The sequence below is a fragment of the Salegentibacter sp. UBA1130 genome (assembly GCF_002311535.1).
GTDB lineage: Bacteria > Bacteroidota > Bacteroidia > Flavobacteriales > Flavobacteriaceae > Salegentibacter > Salegentibacter agarivorans.
The window spans coordinates 1-20,229 of the sequence record NZ_DCAP01000016.1; the positions used below are offsets into that span (position 1 = coordinate 1).

The 20,229-nt window shown below is 36.2% G+C and carries 19 protein-coding genes; 3 read left to right on the top strand and 16 right to left on the bottom strand.

The genetic code is table 11. From position 1 onward, the window contains the following. Positions 1-81: 81 nt before the first annotated feature. The 5 genes from B4F31_RS04990 to B4F31_RS05010 all read right to left on the bottom strand — a co-directional run bounded on the left by B4F31_RS04990 (position 82) and on the right by B4F31_RS05010 (position 4,798). Complete coding sequence (locus B4F31_RS04990) at positions 82-1,242, bottom strand: hypothetical protein (protein ID WP_286760753.1); 1,161 nt, start codon at positions 1,240-1,242, stop codon at positions 82-84. Between the two features lie 111 nt (positions 1,243-1,353). Further along, positions 1,354-2,232, bottom strand: a complete 879-nt coding sequence (locus B4F31_RS04995) for a cation diffusion facilitator family transporter (protein ID WP_075326787.1) — start codon at positions 2,230-2,232, stop codon at positions 1,354-1,356. A gap of 86 nt (positions 2,233-2,318) precedes the next feature. Further along, entirely contained in the window at positions 2,319-3,149 is an 831-nt protein-coding gene (locus B4F31_RS05000; RefSeq protein ID WP_286760754.1) for a DUF1853 family protein, read from the bottom strand. A gap of 38 nt (positions 3,150-3,187) precedes the next feature. Then, the gene (locus B4F31_RS05005; protein ID WP_286760755.1) at positions 3,188-4,255 is read right to left on the bottom strand and encodes an AI-2E family transporter; all 1,068 of its coding nucleotides are present in this window, start codon (positions 4,253-4,255) and stop codon (positions 3,188-3,190) included. 78 nt (positions 4,256-4,333) lie between these two features. Beyond that, positions 4,334-4,798, bottom strand: coding sequence for an SRPBCC family protein (locus B4F31_RS05010; RefSeq protein ID WP_075326790.1), 465 nt, complete (start codon positions 4,796-4,798; stop codon positions 4,334-4,336). A gap of 289 nt (positions 4,799-5,087) precedes the next feature. Here B4F31_RS05010 and hemN point away from each other — a divergent pair, with 289 nt between their 5' ends. Further along, complete coding sequence (hemN, locus tag B4F31_RS05015) at positions 5,088-6,443, top strand: oxygen-independent coproporphyrinogen III oxidase (protein WP_286760756.1); 1,356 nt, start codon at positions 5,088-5,090, stop codon at positions 6,441-6,443. Positions 6,444-6,535: 92 nt separating this feature from the next. On the opposite strand, the gene B4F31_RS05020 is transcribed toward hemN, so the two are convergent. The 10 genes from B4F31_RS05020 to nhaA form a co-directional block, all read right to left on the bottom strand. Beyond that, positions 6,536-6,670 carry a hypothetical protein gene (locus B4F31_RS05020; protein WP_257787181.1) on the bottom strand — a complete coding sequence of 45 codons (135 nt, stop codon included), beginning with the start codon at positions 6,668-6,670 and terminating at the stop codon, positions 6,536-6,538. Between the two features lie 15 nt (positions 6,671-6,685). Next, on the bottom strand, positions 6,686-7,387 hold the full coding sequence (locus B4F31_RS05025) for a sulfite exporter TauE/SafE family protein (RefSeq protein ID WP_093302611.1): 702 nt from the start codon (positions 7,385-7,387) through the stop codon (positions 6,686-6,688). Then, positions 7,388-7,834: a FixH family protein gene (locus B4F31_RS05030; protein ID WP_075326793.1), complete on the bottom strand. Its 447-nt coding sequence runs from the start codon at positions 7,832-7,834 to the stop codon at positions 7,388-7,390. A gap of 61 nt (positions 7,835-7,895) precedes the next feature. Next, positions 7,896-9,311, bottom strand: coding sequence for a cytochrome c oxidase accessory protein CcoG (gene ccoG, locus B4F31_RS05035; RefSeq protein ID WP_083634176.1), 1,416 nt, complete (start codon positions 9,309-9,311; stop codon positions 7,896-7,898). An 18-nt stretch (positions 9,312-9,329) separates the two neighbouring features. Then, on the bottom strand, positions 9,330-10,211 hold the full coding sequence (locus B4F31_RS05040) for a cbb3-type cytochrome c oxidase N-terminal domain-containing protein (protein WP_075326795.1): 882 nt from the start codon (positions 10,209-10,211) through the stop codon (positions 9,330-9,332). Further along, positions 10,208-10,396, bottom strand: coding sequence for a cytochrome C oxidase subunit IV (locus tag B4F31_RS05045; protein WP_075326796.1), 189 nt, complete (start codon positions 10,394-10,396; stop codon positions 10,208-10,210). Before B4F31_RS05045 ends, B4F31_RS05040 begins: the two co-directional genes overlap by 4 nt. Positions 10,397-10,398: 2 nt before the next feature. After that, the gene (gene ccoN / locus B4F31_RS05050; RefSeq protein ID WP_286760757.1) at positions 10,399-12,600 is read right to left on the bottom strand and encodes a cytochrome-c oxidase, cbb3-type subunit I; all 2,202 of its coding nucleotides are present in this window, start codon (positions 12,598-12,600) and stop codon (positions 10,399-10,401) included. Positions 12,601-12,602: 2 nt separating this feature from the next. After that, positions 12,603-12,797, bottom strand: coding sequence for a cbb3-type cytochrome oxidase assembly protein CcoS (gene ccoS, locus B4F31_RS05055; protein WP_075326798.1), 195 nt, complete (start codon positions 12,795-12,797; stop codon positions 12,603-12,605). Between the two features lie 60 nt (positions 12,798-12,857). Next, positions 12,858-15,263, bottom strand: coding sequence for a heavy metal translocating P-type ATPase (locus B4F31_RS05060; RefSeq protein WP_286760758.1), 2,406 nt, complete (start codon positions 15,261-15,263; stop codon positions 12,858-12,860). 77 nt (positions 15,264-15,340) lie between these two features. Continuing rightward, positions 15,341-16,663: a Na+/H+ antiporter NhaA gene (gene nhaA, locus B4F31_RS05065; protein ID WP_286760759.1), complete on the bottom strand. Its 1,323-nt coding sequence runs from the start codon at positions 16,661-16,663 to the stop codon at positions 15,341-15,343. Positions 16,664-16,930: 267 nt separating this feature from the next. Here nhaA and corA point away from each other — a divergent pair, with 267 nt between their 5' ends. Together corA and B4F31_RS05075 are read left to right on the top strand one after the other, a co-directional pair. After that, positions 16,931-18,007: a magnesium/cobalt transporter CorA gene (gene corA, locus B4F31_RS05070; RefSeq protein WP_075326801.1), complete on the top strand. Its 1,077-nt coding sequence runs from the start codon at positions 16,931-16,933 to the stop codon at positions 18,005-18,007. A gap of 12 nt (positions 18,008-18,019) precedes the next feature. Next, entirely contained in the window at positions 18,020-19,141 is a 1,122-nt protein-coding gene (locus B4F31_RS05075; RefSeq protein WP_075326802.1) for a lactonase family protein, read from the top strand. 111 nt (positions 19,142-19,252) lie between these two features. Here B4F31_RS05075 and B4F31_RS05080 read toward each other — a convergent pair whose 3' ends face one another. Next, positions 19,253-20,173: a succinylglutamate desuccinylase/aspartoacylase domain-containing protein gene (locus tag B4F31_RS05080; RefSeq protein ID WP_286760760.1), complete on the bottom strand. Its 921-nt coding sequence runs from the start codon at positions 20,171-20,173 to the stop codon at positions 19,253-19,255. Positions 20,174-20,229: the final 56 nt, after the last annotated feature.

The window sequence follows — 20,229 nt, forward strand, 5'->3', positions numbered from 1 at the left end:
TAATCCCTATCTTCCTACTCTATCGATAACTTAATAGTTTAACTCGGTAATAAATATATAACACCTTTAAAAAGGTAATTACTAATTAAAACGATAAAGTGCATTCATTTTTGAATTTTTATCTGGCATTTGGGCATCAGGAATTAGAAAAACATTTCCTCCCTGTCTTAAAACTTCTTTGGCAGCCCAGTTCATCAATGAATAGTTCTTACTCGTTTGTTCATTATCTATACTCACATTCATATTATCATTATTGTAAGTGCCCCAGATTTCATTTCTGTTTTCCAGGAATAAAGTATCTACTTTTCCCTGTTGTATTGCCGGGAGAATATCGGTTACTGATGTACCGGTACTTTCGGTATTATTCAGTTCTTCAAATTTCTTCATTTTATCCCTTTTTGTTTTCTCAAGATATGGTTCTACAGTTTGCAGCGCTTTTTCATGCAATCCAAATATATCGGTATCAGATGGGTTACCGGGAACCACTTTATCAAACAAATGTTTATAAGTGTTTACATCCTTATAAATAGGGAAAAGGTAATCTTGAGTAGAAACTACCAGTGGAACATTCTCGTTGTGTAGAATAGTATCCAGGCCTTTATCTATAGCTCTAAAATACTTTAGAATTTCTTCTTTTCGTTCTTCTTCGCTACCACTGCCGTGCCCATGAAAAATGGTTTTTTCTCCACCGGCGCCCTGGCTTCTAAAATCTAAATGTTTTTGTTTATAATCAAAACCTACGCGTTCTTCCAGGCGGGAAGGCGTTAAATCGTCTACTTCTACCTTGCCTATGCTGTATTTGGTAGCTTCATATAAAACCACATCTTCTAATTGAAGTGCCAACAAATAGAAACGGGTATCTTCAGAAAACATGGGGACCAATGGTTTTATATAAAACTCATTTGAAATATAAGTATGCGTTTCAAAGTTTACCGGCAGGGTGTATTTTTCAAAAAATCCTTCAGCAGCAAAAATTGCGAGTCCATCGCTTTGATGGCGCCAAAAAGATTTATCATTAAGAAGTTCTTCTATAGGTTTACCAATTTCCTGAATTTTCTCTTCAGGAATATCTTTTTTCTTAAGTTCATTACCAACTTCTTTCCAAAGAGATTTTAGGTGGGTTTTATTCTTTTCTTCCAGCACTTCTTTTCCTGCTCTTTGAGTAGGAATAAAAATAGAAATACAGGTTTTATTTTCTTGATTGCTTAATTTTTGCAAGTCTTTTTCATTTATCAAACTCATCTTACTAATTTTTTGGTTAACTATTTACTCAAGATAAGTTGATTTCGCTTTATTTCAATGGGGTTTAGCAGGGCTTTAACGCTAATCTTAAGAAGATGTCAAGATTTAGGTTTAATAAAAATCATCGGGTTCAACGTGAATAAGCACGTCAAAAATTTCGGGGAAATGGGCCAGGAGTTCATTTTTTACATTGTGAGCAATATCGTGACCTTTTTTTACGCTAATTTCAGCATTTACGGTTATATGGAGATCTACGTGGTAGGTCATTCCGGTTTTTCTAACATAGCATTTTTCGGTATCTAGAACTCCTGGAACGCCACCAGATATTTCTCTAATCTCAGCAATCATATCATCATACATATGTTCGTCCATAACTTCGCCAAGTGCTGGGCGTAAAATAAGATAGGCATTGTATAAGATAAATCCTGAAGCAAAAAGCGCGGCCCAGTCATCTGCCGTTTCGTAACCTTTCCCCATAAAAAGTGCGATAGAAATTCCTATAAATGCCATTAATGAAGTAATGGCATCGCTACGATGGTGCCAGGCATCAGCCTTTAGTGAGGTGCTGTTTGTTTCATTGCCTTTTTTAGAAACTTTTCTGTAAAAATATTCTTTAATAATTATAATTACGGCAAGAACAATAAGGGTATAAGGTTCGGGAACTTTGTGCGGGGTTCTAATGTGTTCTATACTTTCGTAAGCGATAACTGTGGCTGAAACTACCAAAAACCCTACTACGGCAAATGTCATTAGTGGTTCTGCCTTGCCGTGGCCGTAAGGATGATTTTTATCTGGCGGGCGACTCGAATATTTAAGTCCTAATAATACTAAAAACGACGAAAAAACATCGGTAGTAGATTCAATTGCATCTGCGATTAAGGCGTAAGAATTTCCAAAAACTCCGGTGATAAATTTTGCAATAGCCAATAAAGCATTTCCTATAATGCTAAGCCAGGAGGCCTTTATTGCTTCATTGGTGTTTTGATCCATTGTGTGGTGTGGTTCAGCCTGCAAATTTAATGGGAATAATATTATTCTCCGGATTTAAGCCAGTGTTTCTCCAAAAATCGTCTAATCTACCACCAAACAACAAATAGCCGTTCAAATTTATTGCCCGTTTTTTTTACCCAAATTAATGGCGCTTTTTTTCTTTGGAATGAATTTACAATTTGAGCAATTATTTCTGAATGATTAACCCAGTTTTCGCCGTGTCGCGGTAGAATTGGCCAGTCTTGCTTTTTTGGTGCGTAAAATTGTAACGAATGATATTCAGCTGAAAGAAATTCTTTAAAATGAAGCCATATTCCCGCAATACATTCATTATTTATAACAGGGAATTGTTTTTTTTCAAGATGCTTCGGCACAAATAAATTAGCTTTAAAGCAGGTTTGCTGTAATATTTCTTTTGGTTTCACACCTAATGAATTCAATACTTCTTCGGTTTCGGGTTTGTAAAGTAGGGGAAATTGTTTTTCTATTAATTTCCCGGTTTTTTGCAATAAAGTATCCCGGCGGTTGGGGCCTATCCAGCGTTGCATTTCTGTTGAAAAAGAAGGATCGTAAACATAGAATTTATAAACTATTTCAATATGACATACCTGCCTATTTATTAAGTCTTCAACAAGAAAATCTAATTCGCCAAGGGTAATTTTATTGCGACTAATTTGCATATTTTCAGCCAGCAAATTATAATTTGGATTTTGGTTAATTATCCATTTAAAAAATCGTTCTACCCGCTTTCCCATTACAAAATTTGATGAAAGCGAAGGTAAATCTTTGGTTATAGGCTGCTTTAATGGCTGTTCAATTTCAGGAAGTTTAAACTGATCTATTTGTTGAAATGAGTTTGTCCAAAGGGGAGGTGTTTTTAAAAATCCCTGAAATTGCTTTTCGACGCGATTTTGCATTCTTTTTATTTAGAACTGAAGTAGTTTAGAAAGATAAATTAATCTTTATCTTCATCTGTGCTTAGCAGGTATCCAAAAGGTTTTAAAGATGGCACGTGATTAAAGATTACATTTAAAATTCCCAAAACCGGAATTGCCAATATCATTCCCATTACGCCCCAAATCATATTTCCTAAAATTATGGCGAGGATTACGAAAAAAGGGTGAATATCAACCTTGTCACCTACAATAAAGGGTTCTAAAACATAACTTTCAATAAATTGTACTATAGTAAAAGTGAGAATTACGCCAATTAAAATGCTGGTTTCGCCCTGGGTTAGGTAACCAAATATTAATGCAAGTCCCATCCCAATAATATTTCCTATAAACGGAATAAGGGTGAGAAAAGAAGCGATTACTGCAATTAAAATATAATTATTCACGCCCGAAATTCCCAGGCCTATACTGTAGAGAATAGAAAGGATTATAATTAGGATTAATTTTCCTCTTAAATAAAATTGTGCCACCCGGGCTGTTTCATCAATAATTTGCTTTACTTCCTCTTTACGTTGATTGGAGAATAATTTTAGAATAAATATTTTAAAGCGTCTTCTATAATTTAGCAGGAAAAAAATATAAATAAAAGTGAGTAAATAATTACTAAAAAAGCTGGTTACAGAATTAAGAAAATTAAAAGCCTTTTGTCCTGAATTTCCGCCAGAAGTGAGCATACTTTTTATATCATTTTCTTTCTTGTATTCTTCTAAATCTTCGCTGCTTAACGCAGTATGCTCGTAAGCATAATTTTGTAGCTGTTCAATTTTGGGCGTCATGGTCTCCTTAATTTTATCCCAATCGTCTACAAAATTTTTAATTTGAAAAGAGAGTAAAATAAAAACCCCAAAAGAAAACAGCAGTAATAAAACGGTACTTAGAAGTGATGAAAAAAGGCGGTTTAGCTTAGCTTCCATAAGATTAGCCAATGGAATAAGTAACAGCGCGAGAATTATTGCGGTTACTAAGGGAGCTAGAAAGCCTTTAGCATCAACTAGGCCTGTGAAAAGAAAATAAGCGCCTAGTATTAAGGCAACAAGCGGATAAAGCAAGTTTTTTGGTGCCGAATTCATTTTTTAAAGTTGGTTTGAAACTTTGAAGGTAGAAAAAGAAATTTAATTTTTCTACTCTTCCTTTAAATGAAGCATATTTTAGCTATAAACCGGCACATTTTCCTGTTCTACAAGATTTTTTAGCGATTCCAGATTTTCTTCCCAACCAGATTCACAATCAGAGTAAAATTGATCTGCTTCAGATTTTTTGGGAAAACCTGAGTGTTCTAATTTTAGGACACAATATTTAGTTTCACAGTGAATTCTGAATTTCACTTTAAATTTTGCCTTAAAAGGTAAATATTCATTATCGGCTAAATAGGTATAATCGCTTAAGGTAAGTTTTACGTGGGGTTTAAATTCTGAAATTTTTGCCGCCGCAATGTAATCAGCTTTATCAGGATTTTCTCCCCAGCTTAAGGCAAAAATGCCATCTTCATCTGGCACTACAATGGCTTGAGTAGCACCCCACCATTCCTTAATTAAATTGGGAGTTATTAGCGCATTAAATACTTTACCTCCATTTTCGTTAATTCGAATTTCCTTCTTTATTTTTCGGGACATAGAATAGTTTTTTAATTAAACAGTGAAGCTTATAAAATTTTATCGCGGTTAACTGCTATAGGGCGAATATTAAAATCACCAGCTTCACCTTTGCTTATTTAATTAAATTTAAGAAAAATTAACAAGTTAAATTATAAAAATCGTAAATATTAATTCTCAAAATTAGAGATTCTGTTTTTTAAACTATATGTAGAAAAAAACATATTAGTTTGAATTTTTATGCAGAACCTGATCTTACTCATATCTAATAAGGCACACGTATTTTAATTTTGTAAAAAACTATTGCTTTATGTCTTCTAACCTTATTAGTAAATACAATGTTCCGGGACCACGATATACCAGCTACCCAACAGTACCATATTGGGACGACAATACATTTTCTGCAAGTGCCTGGGAGCACAGTTTAAAACGCAGCTTCCAGGAAAATAGAGAAATTAGCCTTTACATACACTTACCGTTTTGTGAAAGCCTTTGTACTTTTTGTGGTTGTAATAAGCGAATTACCAAAAAACACTCGGTTGAAACGCCATATATAGAAAGCGTGTTACGGGAATGGGATCTTTATTTAGAAATGCTGGGCGAAAAACCATTTATTAGAGAAGTGCATCTTGGTGGGGGGACGCCAACCTTTTTTGCTCCAGAGAACCTTAAATTTTTACTGAATATGCTTTTTCGTAAAGCTGAAAGAGATTGTAAAACAGAATTAAGTTTTGAAGGACATCCAAATAATACCACCAAAGAGCATTTAAAGGTTTTAGCCGATCTTGGTTTTAGACGCGTAAGTTACGGCGTGCAGGATTATAGTGAAAAAGTACAAAAAGCAATTCATAGGATTCAACCTTTTAAAAACGTAAAAAATGCCACCGAACAGGCCAGGGAAACCGGGTTTACATCGGTAGGGCATGATATTATTTTTGGTTTACCATTTCAAACCAAAGAAGATATAATTGATACTATTGAAAAGACGAAGCAGTTAATGCCAGACCGTATTGCGTTTTACAGCTATGCGCACGTCCCGTGGATTAAAGGAAACGGGCAACGCGGCTTCAAAGACTCTGACCTTCCCGGTGCCGATGAAAAACGTGAAATGTACGAAACGGGGAAAAAAATGCTGGAAGAAGCTGGATATATAGAGATTGGGATGGATCATTTTGCTCTTAAAACCGATTCTCTTTATAAAGCCGTAGAAAATAAAACATTACATCGGAATTTTATGGGCTATACCACCTCTTCTGGTGCGTCTATGATTGGCCTGGGAGTTTCAGCAATTAGTGACAGCTGGTACGGTTTTGCCCAAAATGAAAAATCGGTTGAGACTTACCAGGAACTTATTGCCGAGGGAATAATTCCGGTTTTCAGAGGACATATTTTAAATAAGGAAGATCTTGTAATTAGAAAACACATTCTTAATTTAATGTGTCGTCTGGAAACGAGTTGGACCGCTCCCGAAGATTATTTTGAAGAACTGCCTGAAGTACTTATTAAATTAAGGGAAATAGAAGCTGATGGACTCGTTAATTTTTCTGAAAAAGGCTTAACCATTCCCGAAAAGGGAAGACCTTTTGTTCGTAATATTTGTATGGCTTTTGATTTAAGAATGCAGGCACAAAAACCAAACACCCAATTATTTTCTATGACAGTTTAGTTTGAATGTAGAAATACAAAAAAGTCCGTCTGGAAATTCCCAGACGGACTTTTTTATGTTTATAAGGTTCCTTTTTTTTGAAAATTTAATTTCTATTCTTTGTCATTTCCGCTGCCTATCATATTTAGAACAATAAGCACCAGACCGGCGCAAACAACAAAAAACATCGCGATTAGAAAAGTGCCCAGTTCCCAATTTACTAATGCAATAGTGTCAAATAAATTCATAACAAGTGTTTTAGGTTAATGGCAGCTTTGCGCTGCAGTGATTTTCGGAGTTATTTCCATGGGGGAGAGGTATGGAATTCCGAGTCCCATTCCTCTAAGTATAAACAGCAATCCCATTATTACCACAAAAACAGGAACCGCTTTTCTTATTTTTGATCTCAGGTTAAGGTTAATAAAGTTTCCCAGGTAGATTGCGGCAGTCATTAAAGGCACCGTTCCCAGGCCAAAAAGTGCCATATATAAACTGCCTTCTAAAGCCGTTCCCGCAGCGATAGCTCCAAAAACCGCCATATAAACCAGTCCACAAGGGAGGAAACCGTTTAGAAAGCCAATGGTATAAAAAGTATCGGGTGATTTTTGTTTCAGCTGTTTACCCAGGTTGCTTTTTACTTTTGAAACAATTTTGAAGATAAATTTTGAACCATTGTATTTACTGAATTTTTTATACGGAATAAGAATTACTAAAATCATTAAAACTCCCACTAAAATTGAAAGTTGCTGTTGAAGCCCAAACAATCTGAAACTTTTGCCTAGTAAGCCAAATAGAATACCAATAAGGGCATAGGAACTTATTCTTCCAAAATGATAAAGGGAAATTTGGCCTAGTTTTTTTAAGTTGTTTTTATGATCTACCGGCAATAAAAATGCAATAGGACCGCACATTCCCACACAGTGGAAACTTCCTAAAAGTCCAAATATTAATGCCGAAATCCACATTTAGTAAACAATTTCGTTTTTATATAAATAGGGCGTTTCTTCATATTCCCAATGAATATTGATATTCCAACGCCCCTCTACAAGGTTTTTATCTGCAATAAAAATTTGATGTGATGTTAATTCTAAAGGAATATTAAAATCAAGTTTAGCATTAGAAGGGCGATAGAAATTTAGATTTCCTGAAATTTTAGAAAGTTCCAGGTTTTTAGGAAATTCTACGATCCATCCATCTTTTACCCGCCGGTCACTAATGTTTTCTTCTAATGAAAATGCATTATTTTCTGCATCAATTTCTTCCTGGTAATGCAGTTCTTTTTGGTAATACTCTTCAGTTACCAAATCGTGATCAAATTTTTTATCGGTAAGCATATTTATCACTAAATACATAATGAAACTTATAAAAAGTGCCATTCCAATTACAATTCCTGTTCCCCAGTTTATTTTCATTTCTTTATATTTTACTCTTAATCGAGATTTAATAATTTATGAGTTCTTATGCGCACTTTCATTAATTAAAACTGCGGGGTCCCATAAACATAGTGCTCGTTGTTTCTATTAACCTTTCACCACTATAAACCCCAATTTTCAGCTTTTCTTTTTCATCTTCTAATGCGGCCGTATGTATTTCAATAAAGAGTGTCCCTTCGGTTAACTCCTGTCCCGGTACGGTAATATTTGAAGTCTTTACCGGTTTTATTACTCCTTTGTGGGACAATAACCTAAATTCAATATCTTCAAAATCGGCTGTGGTTTTATTTACCAATTTGTAGGTAAAAACATTACTCACCACGTTATCGGCTTTGCGTTCGTATAACTGCCCGGGTAATCTTAAAATACGGGCTTCAACTTCACTTCTTATAAATAACATCCCCACCAAAACTGCGGTTAAGATTCCTAGTACAATGCTGTAACCTTTTAACCGGGGAGTAAACCTGAATTTTGCCTTTTTTTCAATATTTTCTTCGCTGGCGTAGCGTATTAAACCTTTTGGAAGGTCTACCGCTTCCATCATACTATCGCAGGCATCTATACAAGCGGTACAGTTTATACACTCCAGCTGCGTACCGTTTCTAATATCTATTCCGGTAGGGCAAACCTGCACACATTGGAAACAGTCTATACAATCTCCTTTTCCGGTTTCTGCACGGTTTTCATTTTTCTTGAATTTTGCCCTTCCTTTTTCCTTTTCTCCGCGTTTGTGATCGTAGGCTACTACTATAGATTTATTATCTAAAAGAACGCCCTGAAGCCTTCCGTAAGGACAGGCAATTACACAAACCTGTTCTCTAAACCAGGCAAATACAAAGTAAAATACCGCGGTAAAAATCAATAATGAAATAAAAGTGCTCAGGTGATTTAGCGGGCCATCTGTTACGTATTGAATTAAGCGATCACTCCCAATTAAATAAGCGAGGAAAACATTGGCTATAAGGAACGAAATAACAAAGAATAAGAACCATTTTAGAGCACGTTTTCTAATTTTTTCGGCATCCCATTTTTGTTTTTCCAGGCGCATTTGTTTTCCGCGATCGCCTTCAATCCAGTATTCAATTCTGCGGAAAACCATTTCCATAAAAATGGTTTGTGGACAAAACCAACCGCAAAATATTCTACCAAAAGCTACCGTAAAGAGGATGATAAAGACCACCCCAATTACCATCATAATTACAAAAATGTGAAAATCCTGGGGCCAGAAAGGAAAACCAAAAATATTAAAACGCCTTTCCAGGATATTGAACATCATAAACTGATTGCCGTTTATCTTTACAAATGGAGCGGCAAAAAGTAAAATGAGCAATACATAACTTACATATTTTCTATATTCATAAAATTTTCCAGAAGGTTTCTTCGGAAAAACCCATAGTCTTTTTCCCTGGTCGTCTGCCGTGGCTATTTTATCCCTGAATTTTTCCTGATTATCCAAAATCTGTTCTTCTAAAATTTATTCTGAATCTGCTTCCCAAATGTCTCCTTCCGGTGCTTTAGCATCTGGAGGATTGGTTCCCTGCAGGCTTAAAACATAGCTGGATACCTGGGCTATTTCCTGTGCATTCAACTCAGATTTCCAGGCCACCATTCCTTTTCCGTCACGGCCACCTTCAGAAACTGTTTGAAAAACATTGCTAATTCCGCCTCCAAGAATCCAATGATCATCGGTAAGGTTAGGACCAATAGCGCCACCACCATCGGCGCGGTGACAAGCCATACAGCTTGCCATATAAATGGTTTCTCCCGCTTCTAAATCGGCAGCATCAGTTAGCAATTCTACTGAAGAAGCATCTATAAGATCTGGATTAGCAGCTTTATAAGCTTCAATTTCTTCTTCGGCTTCGGCAACGGCAGCCAGGTACTCTTCTGTTTGATTTTCCCCATCAAAAATGTGATAATAAGCCATATACACAAAGGCAAATACAATACTTACGTAAAACCCATAAAGCCACCAGGCGGGAAGATCGTTGTCCAGTTCTTTTATCCCATCGTAATTGTGATCTAAAAGAATTTCTTCTTCTTTCTCTAAAGGTTTCTGGTTCAGCATTTTCTTATAGAACTTTTTTAAGCCTATAAACTGCTTGTCAGAATTTTCAATTTTTAACCTGGTATAATGTTGCTGGGCTTCAGAATTAAGACTTTTAAAAACCATATTTTCTAAAGCAGCTATAGAAATTTCTATGGCTACAGCAATTACCAGTACTACACCTAAAATCCACCAAATAATTGGGTATTCTTCAATTGCCCAACCACTTTCGGTCTCAACGGTTAATTCTATTAATACGAGGGCAAGAATTAAAAACCCCAGAATTCTTAAATATCCTATCGTTTTCATAATTCCTGGTTTTCGGTATTAATATCTAAGGGTAATTTGCTAACCTCTTCTATGTCTTTCTTTTTTGCGGTAATTACCCATAAGAATAGCACTACAAAAAAGATGAAGAAAATGAGCAGGGAAATTAGCGGGTAGATCATAACCCCGTCTATACTTTCCATATGGCCTTTTACGAATTTAAACATGCTTAGTTGGTTTTAGTGGTTGATACTTCTGCATCTTTCGCATTAATGTCAGTTCCGAGGCGCTGTAAATAAGCAATTAGCGCTACAATTTCGCGGTTTCGCATTTCTACGAATTCGGTACCGTTTTGTTCTGCAAATTCTTTTTCAGCTTCATAAGTTTTTACAAAATCAGGATCTGCGTACAGGTTTTTCTCGATTTGAGTTCCCTGTTCTGCCATCCATTGCTGGGCGTTTTCTATTTCTTCTAAAGTATATGGTACGCCAAGCTTGCTAAGAGCTCTCATTTTAGCTTCGGTATCACTTTTATCAAGCTCGTCTTTAATTATCCATTTATAAGAAGGCATAATAGAACCTGAAGAGGTGCTTTGCGGATCGTACATATGGTTAAGGTGCCAGTTATCGGAATATTTACCGCCTACCCGCATAAGATCTGGGCCGGTACGTTTACTTCCCCATAAGAAGGGATAATCGTAAGCATATTCCCCGGCTTTGGAGTATTCACCATAGCGTTCTACTTCACTTCTAAATGGCCTAATCATTTGCGAGTGACAACCCACACAACCTTCCCGGATATAAATATCCCGACCTTCAAGTTCTAAAGGAGTATAAGGTTTTACACTGGAAATTACCGGCACATATTCGTCTACCATTAAGGAGGGAACAATTTGTACCGCGCCACCAATTAAAATGGCTATAGTTGCGAAAATGGTAAGTTTTACGGGTCTTCTTTCTAACCAGGAGTGATAAGCTTCCCCTTTAGTTCTTTTTCGTGTTACTTTTTGCAAAGGAGCAGCTTCAGCTAATTCGTCTTCAACTGCACTTCCCTGTCTAACAGTTTGCACAATATTATAAAGTAAAATAAATGCACCAACTATGTATAAACTACCACCAATAGCACGCATCCAGTACATTGGCATAATAGAAGTAACCGTTTCCAGGAAGTTTCCGTAAGTAAGGGTTCCATCTGGATTAAATTGTTTCCACATAGATGCCTGTACAAATCCGGCAACGTACATAGGTAAAGTGTAAATAATAATACCTAACGTACCAATCCAGAAATGGGCATTAGCCAATTTAATAGAGTAGAGTTTGGTTTTGAATAATCTTGGTACTAACCAGTAAACCATCCCAAAAGTTAGGAAACCGTTCCAGGCTAAAGCCCCAACGTGCACGTGAGCAATAATCCAGTCGCTAAAATGCGCGATAGCATTTACGTTTTTAAGCGAAAGCATTGGACCTTCAAAAGTTGCCATCCCGTAGCCGGTAATAGCTACTACAAAGAATTTAAGAACAGGATCTGTACGTACTTTATCCCACGCACCACGTAGGGTTAATAGTCCGTTGATCATCCCTCCCCAGGAAGGGAATAATAACATAACAGAAAATGCTACTCCAAGATTTTGCGCCCAGTCTGGTAAAGTTGAATATAATAAATGGTGTGGTCCCGCCCAGATATAAATAAAGATCAGGGACCAAAAGTGAATAATAGAAAGTCTATAGGAATAAACCGGCCTGTTTGCTGCCTTAGGAACAAAATAATACATTAAACCTAAAAAAGGTGTAGTAAGGAAGAATGCCACCGCATTATGCCCATACCACCACTGTACCAAAGCATCCTGAACTCCCGAATAAATCGAATAACTTTTAAATGCAGAAACAGGAATTTCAATATTATTTACAATATGAAGCACGGCTACGGTTACAAAAGTTGCGAGGTAAAACCAAATAGCAACATATAGGTGACGCTGCCTTCTCTTTATCATAGTACCAATAAGGTTGGCACCAAAAGCAACCCATACCAAAGCAATTGCAATATCTATTGGCCATTCCAGTTCGGCATATTCTTTAGAACTGGTAAAACCCATTGGCAGAGTAATGGCGGCTGCTACAATAATAGCCTGCCAACCCCAAAAGTTGAAATTACTTAAAAAATCACTCCACATACGCGCCTTGAGTAAGCGCTGGGTAGAGTAGTAAACCCCTGCGAAAATGGCGTTCCCAACAAAAGCAAAAATTACCGCGTTAGTATGTAATGGTCTTAAACGGCCAAAACTTAACCATGAAATTCCGTCGGTAAGATCGGGAAATATAAACATAAAGGCGAGCAGTAGCCCAACACTCATACCTACTATACCCCAGAACAGGGTAGCCATAGTAAACTTTTTTACGATCTTATTATCGTAATGAAACTGTTCTACTTCCATAGTTAATTAGATTTCTTGTTTTTGGTGGAATTGGATTTATCAGATTTTTCTTTAACTAATTCATCATCAAAAAGCATCCTTACCGATGGTGTATAGACATCGTCATACTGTCCTTTTTTTACTGAAAAAATAAAGGCGACAAAGAAAATGAGGGCTACTAAAACACTTAAAGCAAGTAAGAGGTAAATGATGTTCATTTAGAATGAATTATTTTCAGCAAACTTAAAGCGGTGTTAAAATTTAAAATATGATTGAAATCAGGTTTTCGTTAATACAGGTTTTAATTTTTTCCCGGCAAGATTTGTGGCCAGGCTTGTAAATGCCACGATACTAATAGAACTTAGTGGCATTAAAATAGCGGCGATTACGGGCATTAAGTTACCGGTAACTGCGAAGGCCAGGCCTACCACGTTATAACAAAGGCTTAGTACAAAACTCCATTTGATAATTTTTATACCCTTTTCTGAAAGTTTAAAATATTCGCCCAATTTTGTGAGGTTTGAAGCTTCCAGGATGCCATCGCAAGCAGGCGAGAACACATTAATATTTTCTGAAACTGCAATCCCAACATTACTTTGGGCAAGTGCACCCGCATCGTTAAGTCCGTCGCCAATCATCATCACCGATTTCCCTTCTTCCTGAAGTTTTTTAATAAAATTTAGTTTATCGTCTGGTTTTTGATTGAAGTAAAACTTAGTATTTAAGGGAAGCATATTTTCGAGCTTTTCCTTTTCACCATCATTATCGCCAGAAAGGATGAAGAGTTGCTTGTTTTCTCCTAATTCCTTAAATAAATGGGCAAGGCCTTCCCGGTAAGAATTCTTAAAAATGTAGCAACCTTTATATTCTTCATTACTACTTATATGAACCGCTGTTTTATTGAGTTCTTTAGTTTCAGTCTCGCTTTCTCTTACAAAAGAAGAGGAACCAATTTTCATTTTACTACCCTTACTGCCAGAGCTAATTCCTTTTCCGGTATGTTCATTAAATTCATCTAAACTCAGGATATTATTCTTATCCAGGATCTGGTAAAGTTGCCTGCTTAGCGGGTGCCCAGATGCTCTTAAACTACTGCTAAGCAATTGTTCTTCTTCAGCATTAAGTTTTAAACCTTCGTAGAATACTTCTGTTTTTTTATTGGAAGTTATAGTGCCGGTTTTATCAAAAACAAGACAATCTATTTTTGCAATTTGTTCTATTACCCCGGCTTCTTTCAAGTAGAATTTATTTCTTCCGTAGATGCGCAACAAATTCCCAAGTGTAAATGGAGTTGCTAAAGCAATAGCGCAGGGGCAGGCGATTATTAGAACCGCGGTAAAAACATTTAGTGCTATAGAAGGATCGTAAATTAGCCAGAAAAGAGTTGATAGAAATGCTATACTTAAAACCCCAGCGGTAAATCTCTTACTTATTTGATTGATTAAACTTTGAAATTGACCTTTTTTATCTTTTTTGAAGACTTCATTGCTCCAAAGTTTGGTGAGGTAACTCTGGTCTATGGCTTTTATAGCTTCAATCTCAAGTATTCCGCCTTGTTGGCGGCCACCGGCATAAAGCGTTTCACCAGACTCTTTACTAACGGCTTCGGCCTCACCGGTTACAAAACTGTAATCTATATTCGCGCGGCCCTTCATTAAAACCGAATCTATAGGAATTAATTCGCCGTTTCTTATTAAAATTCGGTCGCCGGGTTTTATATTATAAACCTGAACCTGTTCTTCTATAATCTCTTTTGAAGCATTAGTTTTTAATCGCGTTACCGCCATTGGGAAATAAGATTTATAATCCCGCTCAAACGATAAATAGGAATAGGTTTTTTGCTGAAAGAATTTACCCAGAAGTAAGAAGAAAACAAGTCCCGTAAGGCTATCAAAAAAGCCGGTGCCAAGATCAAGGATAATTTCTGTGGTACTTCTAATAAAAAGTACTGCAATTCCCAGGGCAATGGGAACATCTATATTTAGAATCTTTGCGCGTAAACCTTTGTAAGCTGAAATAAAATAATCTGCACCAGAATAAAAAACCACAGGAAGAGAAAAAGCAAACATCAACCATCTAAATAAATGTTTGAATTGTTCTAGCCAGAATTCTTTAACTTCAAAATACTCGGGAAAAGAGAGAAACATTACATTCCCAAATGCAAAACCAGCAACGCCTAATTTATAGATTAAGCTTCGGTCTACACGGTGATCTTTTTCATCGTAATCTTTAAGGGAAATATAGGGTTCGTAACCAATTCGGCTAAGTAGATATACGAGCTCTTTTAAACTTATTTTTTCTGAAGAAAAACTTATTCGTACAGTTTTCTTTGGAAAATCTACCTGAGCCGATTTTACTCCTTTGTGTAATTTCCCTAAATTTTCCAACACCCAAATACAAGAACTGCAGTGCATAGAAGGAATAAGAAAATTAACTATTTGGGTATTGTTCTCATTAAATTCCAGCAGTTTTTCGGTTATTTCCTCGTTATCAAGAAAATCGAATTTTCCTTCTGAAGCTCCGGGAGAAATTCCAGGTTTTTCCTGGATATCATAATAATAGGTAAGGTCACTTTCGTTCAGGATCTCAAAAACTGTTTTACAACCGGTGCAACAGAAATCTTTTTCCTGAAAAACAATGTAATCTTCCTTACATTCTTCACCGCAGTGAAAACAGCTGTTCATTCTTAAATATTTTAACCGCAAATTTTTCGAAAATTTGAATCACATAATATGATGGTAATCAGCTTTAAGATGAATTATTATTCATTTCCGGTTTTTCGTAAGTAGAAATATCCAATTAGGCCTGCAATTAAAGAAGCTGAAAGAATCCCTATTTTGGCCTGGGCCAGGTAATTTTCATTTTCAAAAGCGAGCTCGGTAATAAATAAAGACATGGTGAAGCCTATAGCAGCGAGAAAACCAATTCCGTAAACGTGTTTCCACTTTACTTTATGCGGTAAACTGGCAATCTTAGACCAAACCATAAGCCTGGAGAAGAATACGATGCCAATAAATTTTCCAAAAATGAGTCCAAACATTACCCCAATCGTTACCGGGCTTAATAGTGCTTCAAGAGAAACATTACCAAGGCTCACGCCTGCATTGGCAAATGCAAAAATTGGAAGAACCACAAAACTTACAAAGGGGTAAAGCGCATGTTCTAAACGTTGTAGTGGCGGAGTGGCATCTTCGGTTAATGATGTGAATTTTTGTATAGTATGAGAAATATGGTCATCAGCTTCTTTCGGGTTTTTATTTCTATTTCTAAATTCCTCTTTAATTTTATAAGCTAAGAGTTTAGTTTTTCTAAGAAATAAAGGCGTATTAATACGTTTGGTGTTAGGTATGGCAAAGGCCGCTAGAACCGCTGCAATAGTGGCGTGAACACCCGAAAGTAAAATAGCCAGCCATAAACCTCCAATTCCCATAATTGCATAAAACAAGGTATTTCTAATACCAATTAAATTAGCGGTAGCCAGTATAAGTACAAAAACACCCGCAATAGCAAGGCTTTGTAAAGAAATATCTGAAGTATAAAAAAATGCAATTACCAGCACCGCTCCAAGATCGTCTACAATAGCAATTGCGGTTAGAAATACTTTTAAGGGAAGAGGAACCCGGTCTCCAAGGAGATAAAGAATACCCAGTGCAAAAGCGATATCTGTAGCCATAGGAATTCCCCATCCCGAAATTGAATCTACCCCAGTATTAAAATAATAATAAATTAAAGCCGGAAAAATCATCCCGCCAATAGCCGCAGCAATTGGAAGTATAGACTTTCTAAAACTGGAAAGTTCGCCCTGTAATATTTCTCGTTTTAACTCAAGACCAATCATAAAAAAGAAAATAGACATGAGGCCATCGTTAATCCAATGCAACAGGTTTTTTCTAATTACAAAATCGTTAATTCCCAGGTGAATGTATTGTTTCCAAAGATTGTGATACGCATCAGCCAGTGGTGAGTTGGCAACGATCATTGCAAGAATTGCAGAGAAAATAAGCAATAATCCAACTGAAGTTTTTTTCTCAATAAAGTTTTTAATGGGTAGGAGCAGGTAAATATCAAGGGGCGATTTTTTCATAATAACCTGTTTGTAAAGAATATTCAGTTAATAGGATTAGGTAAATCTATTGTCGTTTTTTTCATATAAATATGATTAAACTCAGTTTTACTCAATAATTGAAACTTAAATGCTTTAAAATCTGCCCTCACATCACGATTAACTTTTTAAAAGGGCTTTTTTTGGCTGAGGTAGTTTGTATTAATTTTTAAATGAAGTTTAGTTTCGTCGTGTTTTTAATAGAGCCAAAAACAAAACTTTGCTACCTTTAACCTACAAAGTACGATTATGGTAAAAAGAATTACGCAAAGTTTACGTAGGCCAAAAATGAAATCTGTAAACCAACCCCCGGGAACTGTCACCTATGTTGGTAGAAAAGAATCTGGTGAAACCAGCCTGGAAGTTATAGATTATAATAAAGAGAATTATGAAAGGCATATTTCTTCCTCTACCGAGGATGCTTTTAAATTTGAAGCCGAAGACCGAATTACCTGGTTTAATATAGATGGTTTAAGCAATACCGCAGAGATAGAAAAACTGGGTAAATATTACGATCTCCACCCGTTAATTATTGAAGATATTGTAAATACTACCCAACGGCCAAAAATAGATGAGTATGAAGATTATTTGTTTATTGTGGCTAAAATGCTTTATCACCAGGACGATAAATTGGTAAATGAACATATAAGTTTTGTTTTAGGTAAAGATTATGTACTTACTTTTCAGGAAGCAGGAGGTGATGTGTTTGATGGTGTGAGGGGGCGCCTGGAAAAGGCTTACGGTCGCATTCGTACTAATGGTTCAGATTACCTGGTTTTTGCTCTTTTAGATGCTATAGTAGACCATTATTTCCTGGTGGTAGATGAGTTAAGCGAAAAAGTAGAAAAACTGGAGGAACAACTTTTTGAAAGTCAGCCAAGTGATGATATTACTTATGAGATTCAGGATTTAAAAAGAGCAATTTTACGGGTTAGACGGGCAGTTTTTCCGCTTAAAGAAGTTATTTCCCGGTTTCAGAATTTAGAGAACGATCTCATAAAAACCCGAACCAAAAATTATATAAACGACCTTCACGATCACATTCTCCAGGTTTCAGAAAATATAGATTTATACCGCGAGATGGCCTGGGGGCTTATGGATATGTACATGACCACTATTAGCAATAAAATGAACGAGGTGATGAAGGTTTTAACCATTATGGCTTCTATTTTTATTCCGCTGACCTTTATTGCCGGAATTTACGGGATGAATTTTGAATATATCCCCGAGCTGCAGTGGGAGTACAGTTACTTTGTATTATGGGGAATAATGATTGTTATTTTTCTACTTATGATCTATTATTTTAAACGTAAAAAATGGCTTTAACCAGATAAAATTATGATAAGATTTACGCTAATTAGTTTGGCCGTGGTCCTTACCACAACCTGTGCCGCTCAAAATGCTGAAATACCGGTTTATATAGGTACTTACACCAAAAAAGAAGGCCATGTAGATGGAAAGGCAAAAGGAATATTTCTAGCCTTGCAAGATCCTGAAAATGGAAGTTTGCATCCCGAAAAAACTGTGGCGAAAGTTACTAATCCCAGCTTTGTAAAAGCTTCTAAAGATGGTAAAAACCTGTATGCGGTGAGCGAATTAGGTGGTGGCGATGCTGAATCTGGTTTTATATATTCGTTTAAAAGGAATAGTGATAATAGTTTAGAAGAATTAGGAAAAATTTCTACCGAAAGTTTTGCGCCCTGCCATATAGAGATTGACAAAAGTGGAAATTATGTTTTTGTCTCCAACTATATGGGTGGCGTGGTTATGGTTTATAAAAGGGGAGAGGATGGAAACCTGGAAAAACAACAAAAAATTCAGTTAGAAAATCCTGAAGCCTCTCACGCCCATTCGGTTTCAATTTCTTCAGATAATAAAACCGCTTATATTTCTGATCTTGGAAACAATAAAATATGGATGTTTAATTTTAATGCTAAAACCGGGAAATTAAGTAAGAAAGAAAAAGCTTTTTTGCAATTAGAAAAGGGCTCGGGTCCAAGACATTTTAGTTTTTCTAAAGATGAAAACTTCGCTTTTTCAATGAACGAATTGAATTCAAAGCTAAGTGTATTGAAAATAGAAGAAGACGGGACCCTGGAGATTATTCAAAATATTTCAACGCTTCCTGAAGATTTTAAAGAAAATAATTCAGGAGCAGATATTCATTTACATCCTTCGGGGAAATTTGTGTACACTTCTAATCGTGGGCATAATAGTATCGCGACTTTTAAAGTTGATGAAAATTCCGGTAAATTAAGTGTGATTGGTTATTACCCAACCAAAGGAGAAACACCGCGTAATTTTGCGATTTCTCCAAATGGAAACTTTCTTTATGCAGCTAACCAGGATACTTCTACAATTAGCAGTTTTAAAATAAATATGAAAACGGGAGAACTTGAAGAACATTTACTTCCCGTTGAGGTAATGTCTCCGGTGTGTGTAGAATTTGCTGAAAATTAATCAAATAAAAGACCTCACTGGTTTTTTACCGGTGAGGTCTCTTTATTAATTCTAACGGCTTAGATTCTGAAATAAATTCAGAATAACCTATGATTTTTGAGCTTACTTCAATTACTTTCCTTTCACTTCCTCAATCACAAAAAAGCCGTCATTTCCCTGAGATTGGTATAATGGCATAAAAATACGGGCATCCCATTCGCTTATTATTTCTTTTCCATTTTGTTTTGCCAGTAGCTCTCCCTTTTTGATCTCTTGAAAATTTTCGTATCCCGGTTCCATTTCAAATACATCAGAATCTTCAAGGCCGTGACGATGAACCAATTCAAAGGTTTTTTGATCTGGTGCATTTTTTTCAGCAAAACGATTTACACATTCAGGGTAAGTTTCGATTATCGAAAGATCCAGTTTGCAGGCTTCTTTTAAGGCCAGCCAAATTACACCTTCGTGATTTTCAACTGAAGTTTTATCTTCGTGTTGTCCAGCTTCAAAAACAAAACCAGTCATTCCGGTTCTGCTTAAATAATGATCTATATCACCGGTAATTATATCGCTAAATCCACGTACGATAAAGGTGGGGAAATTATGTGCCCATTCATCATTATCATTCACTTCCTGTACCGAGACATAAGGTAAACTCGCTGATGAGGTGGTGTGACAATCCAGGAAATAACGCTTGGTGTAATCTTCTTCCGTAAATTGCTTTAAGATGTCTATAATTTCCCACATTTCTTTTTGCTCGTGGGTTTCCGATTTTTTCTGTTCTATATTCTCTTCGGTCCAAACCCGGTTCAAATCCTCATCTATATAGCGCTTATTTTGATTAAGGGCCTTGTGGTTTCCAGAGACTCCAACCAGAGTTCCTTCAATTTCAGGTTTGGATTTTTCAAGTTGTTTAAAAACTTCTTCCAGGGCCTTAACACCACTTGGTTCGTTGCCGTGAATGCCGGCAGTTATAAAGAGTAAAGGTCCTTTTTTATTGCTGGTATACTTCCCAATTATCCTGGGAATATGTTTTTCTGGTTTATTACTCATAATATCTCTTTTTCAGTTTTACTCGATAATCTATATTGAATGCTCTGGGATTGTTT

What these genes read in the sequence shown, in the direction of transcription:
- B4F31_RS04990 (WP_286760753.1), bottom strand. Translation starts at nt 1,242, where the DNA reads ATGAGTTTGATAAATGAAAAAGACTTGCAAAAATTAAGCAATCAAGAA.
- B4F31_RS04995 (WP_075326787.1), bottom strand. Translation starts at nt 2,232, where the DNA reads ATGGATCAAAACACCAATGAAGCAATAAAGGCCTCCTGGCTTAGCATT.
- B4F31_RS05000 (WP_286760754.1), bottom strand. Translation starts at nt 3,149, where the DNA reads ATGCAAAATCGCGTCGAAAAGCAATTTCAGGGATTTTTAAAAACACCT.
- B4F31_RS05005 (WP_286760755.1), bottom strand. Translation starts at nt 4,255, where the DNA reads ATGAATTCGGCACCAAAAAACTTGCTTTATCCGCTTGTTGCCTTAATA.
- B4F31_RS05010 (WP_075326790.1), bottom strand. Translation starts at nt 4,798, where the DNA reads ATGTCCCGAAAAATAAAGAAGGAAATTCGAATTAACGAAAATGGAGGT.
- hemN (WP_286760756.1), top strand. Translation starts at nt 5,088, where the DNA reads ATGTCTTCTAACCTTATTAGTAAATACAATGTTCCGGGACCACGATAT.
- B4F31_RS05020 (WP_257787181.1), bottom strand. Translation starts at nt 6,670, where the DNA reads ATGAATTTATTTGACACTATTGCATTAGTAAATTGGGAACTGGGCACT.
- B4F31_RS05025 (WP_093302611.1), bottom strand. Translation starts at nt 7,387, where the DNA reads ATGTGGATTTCGGCATTAATATTTGGACTTTTAGGAAGTTTCCACTGT.
- B4F31_RS05030 (WP_075326793.1), bottom strand. Translation starts at nt 7,834, where the DNA reads ATGAAAATAAACTGGGGAACAGGAATTGTAATTGGAATGGCACTTTTT.
- B4F31_RS05040 (WP_075326795.1), bottom strand. Translation starts at nt 10,211, where the DNA reads ATGAAAACGATAGGATATTTAAGAATTCTGGGGTTTTTAATTCTTGCC.
- B4F31_RS05045 (WP_075326796.1), bottom strand. Translation starts at nt 10,396, where the DNA reads ATGTTTAAATTCGTAAAAGGCCATATGGAAAGTATAGACGGGGTTATG.
- ccoN (WP_286760757.1), bottom strand. Translation starts at nt 12,600, where the DNA reads ATGGAAGTAGAACAGTTTCATTACGATAATAAGATCGTAAAAAAGTTT.
- ccoS (WP_075326798.1), bottom strand. Translation starts at nt 12,797, where the DNA reads ATGAACATCATTTACCTCTTACTTGCTTTAAGTGTTTTAGTAGCCCTC.
- B4F31_RS05060 (WP_286760758.1), bottom strand. Translation starts at nt 15,263, where the DNA reads ATGAACAGCTGTTTTCACTGCGGTGAAGAATGTAAGGAAGATTACATT.
- nhaA (WP_286760759.1), bottom strand. Translation starts at nt 16,663, where the DNA reads ATGAAAAAATCGCCCCTTGATATTTACCTGCTCCTACCCATTAAAAAC.
- corA (WP_075326801.1), top strand. Translation starts at nt 16,931, where the DNA reads ATGGTAAAAAGAATTACGCAAAGTTTACGTAGGCCAAAAATGAAATCT.
- B4F31_RS05075 (WP_075326802.1), top strand. Translation starts at nt 18,020, where the DNA reads ATGATAAGATTTACGCTAATTAGTTTGGCCGTGGTCCTTACCACAACC.
- B4F31_RS05080 (WP_286760760.1), bottom strand. Translation starts at nt 20,173, where the DNA reads ATGAGTAATAAACCAGAAAAACATATTCCCAGGATAATTGGGAAGTAT.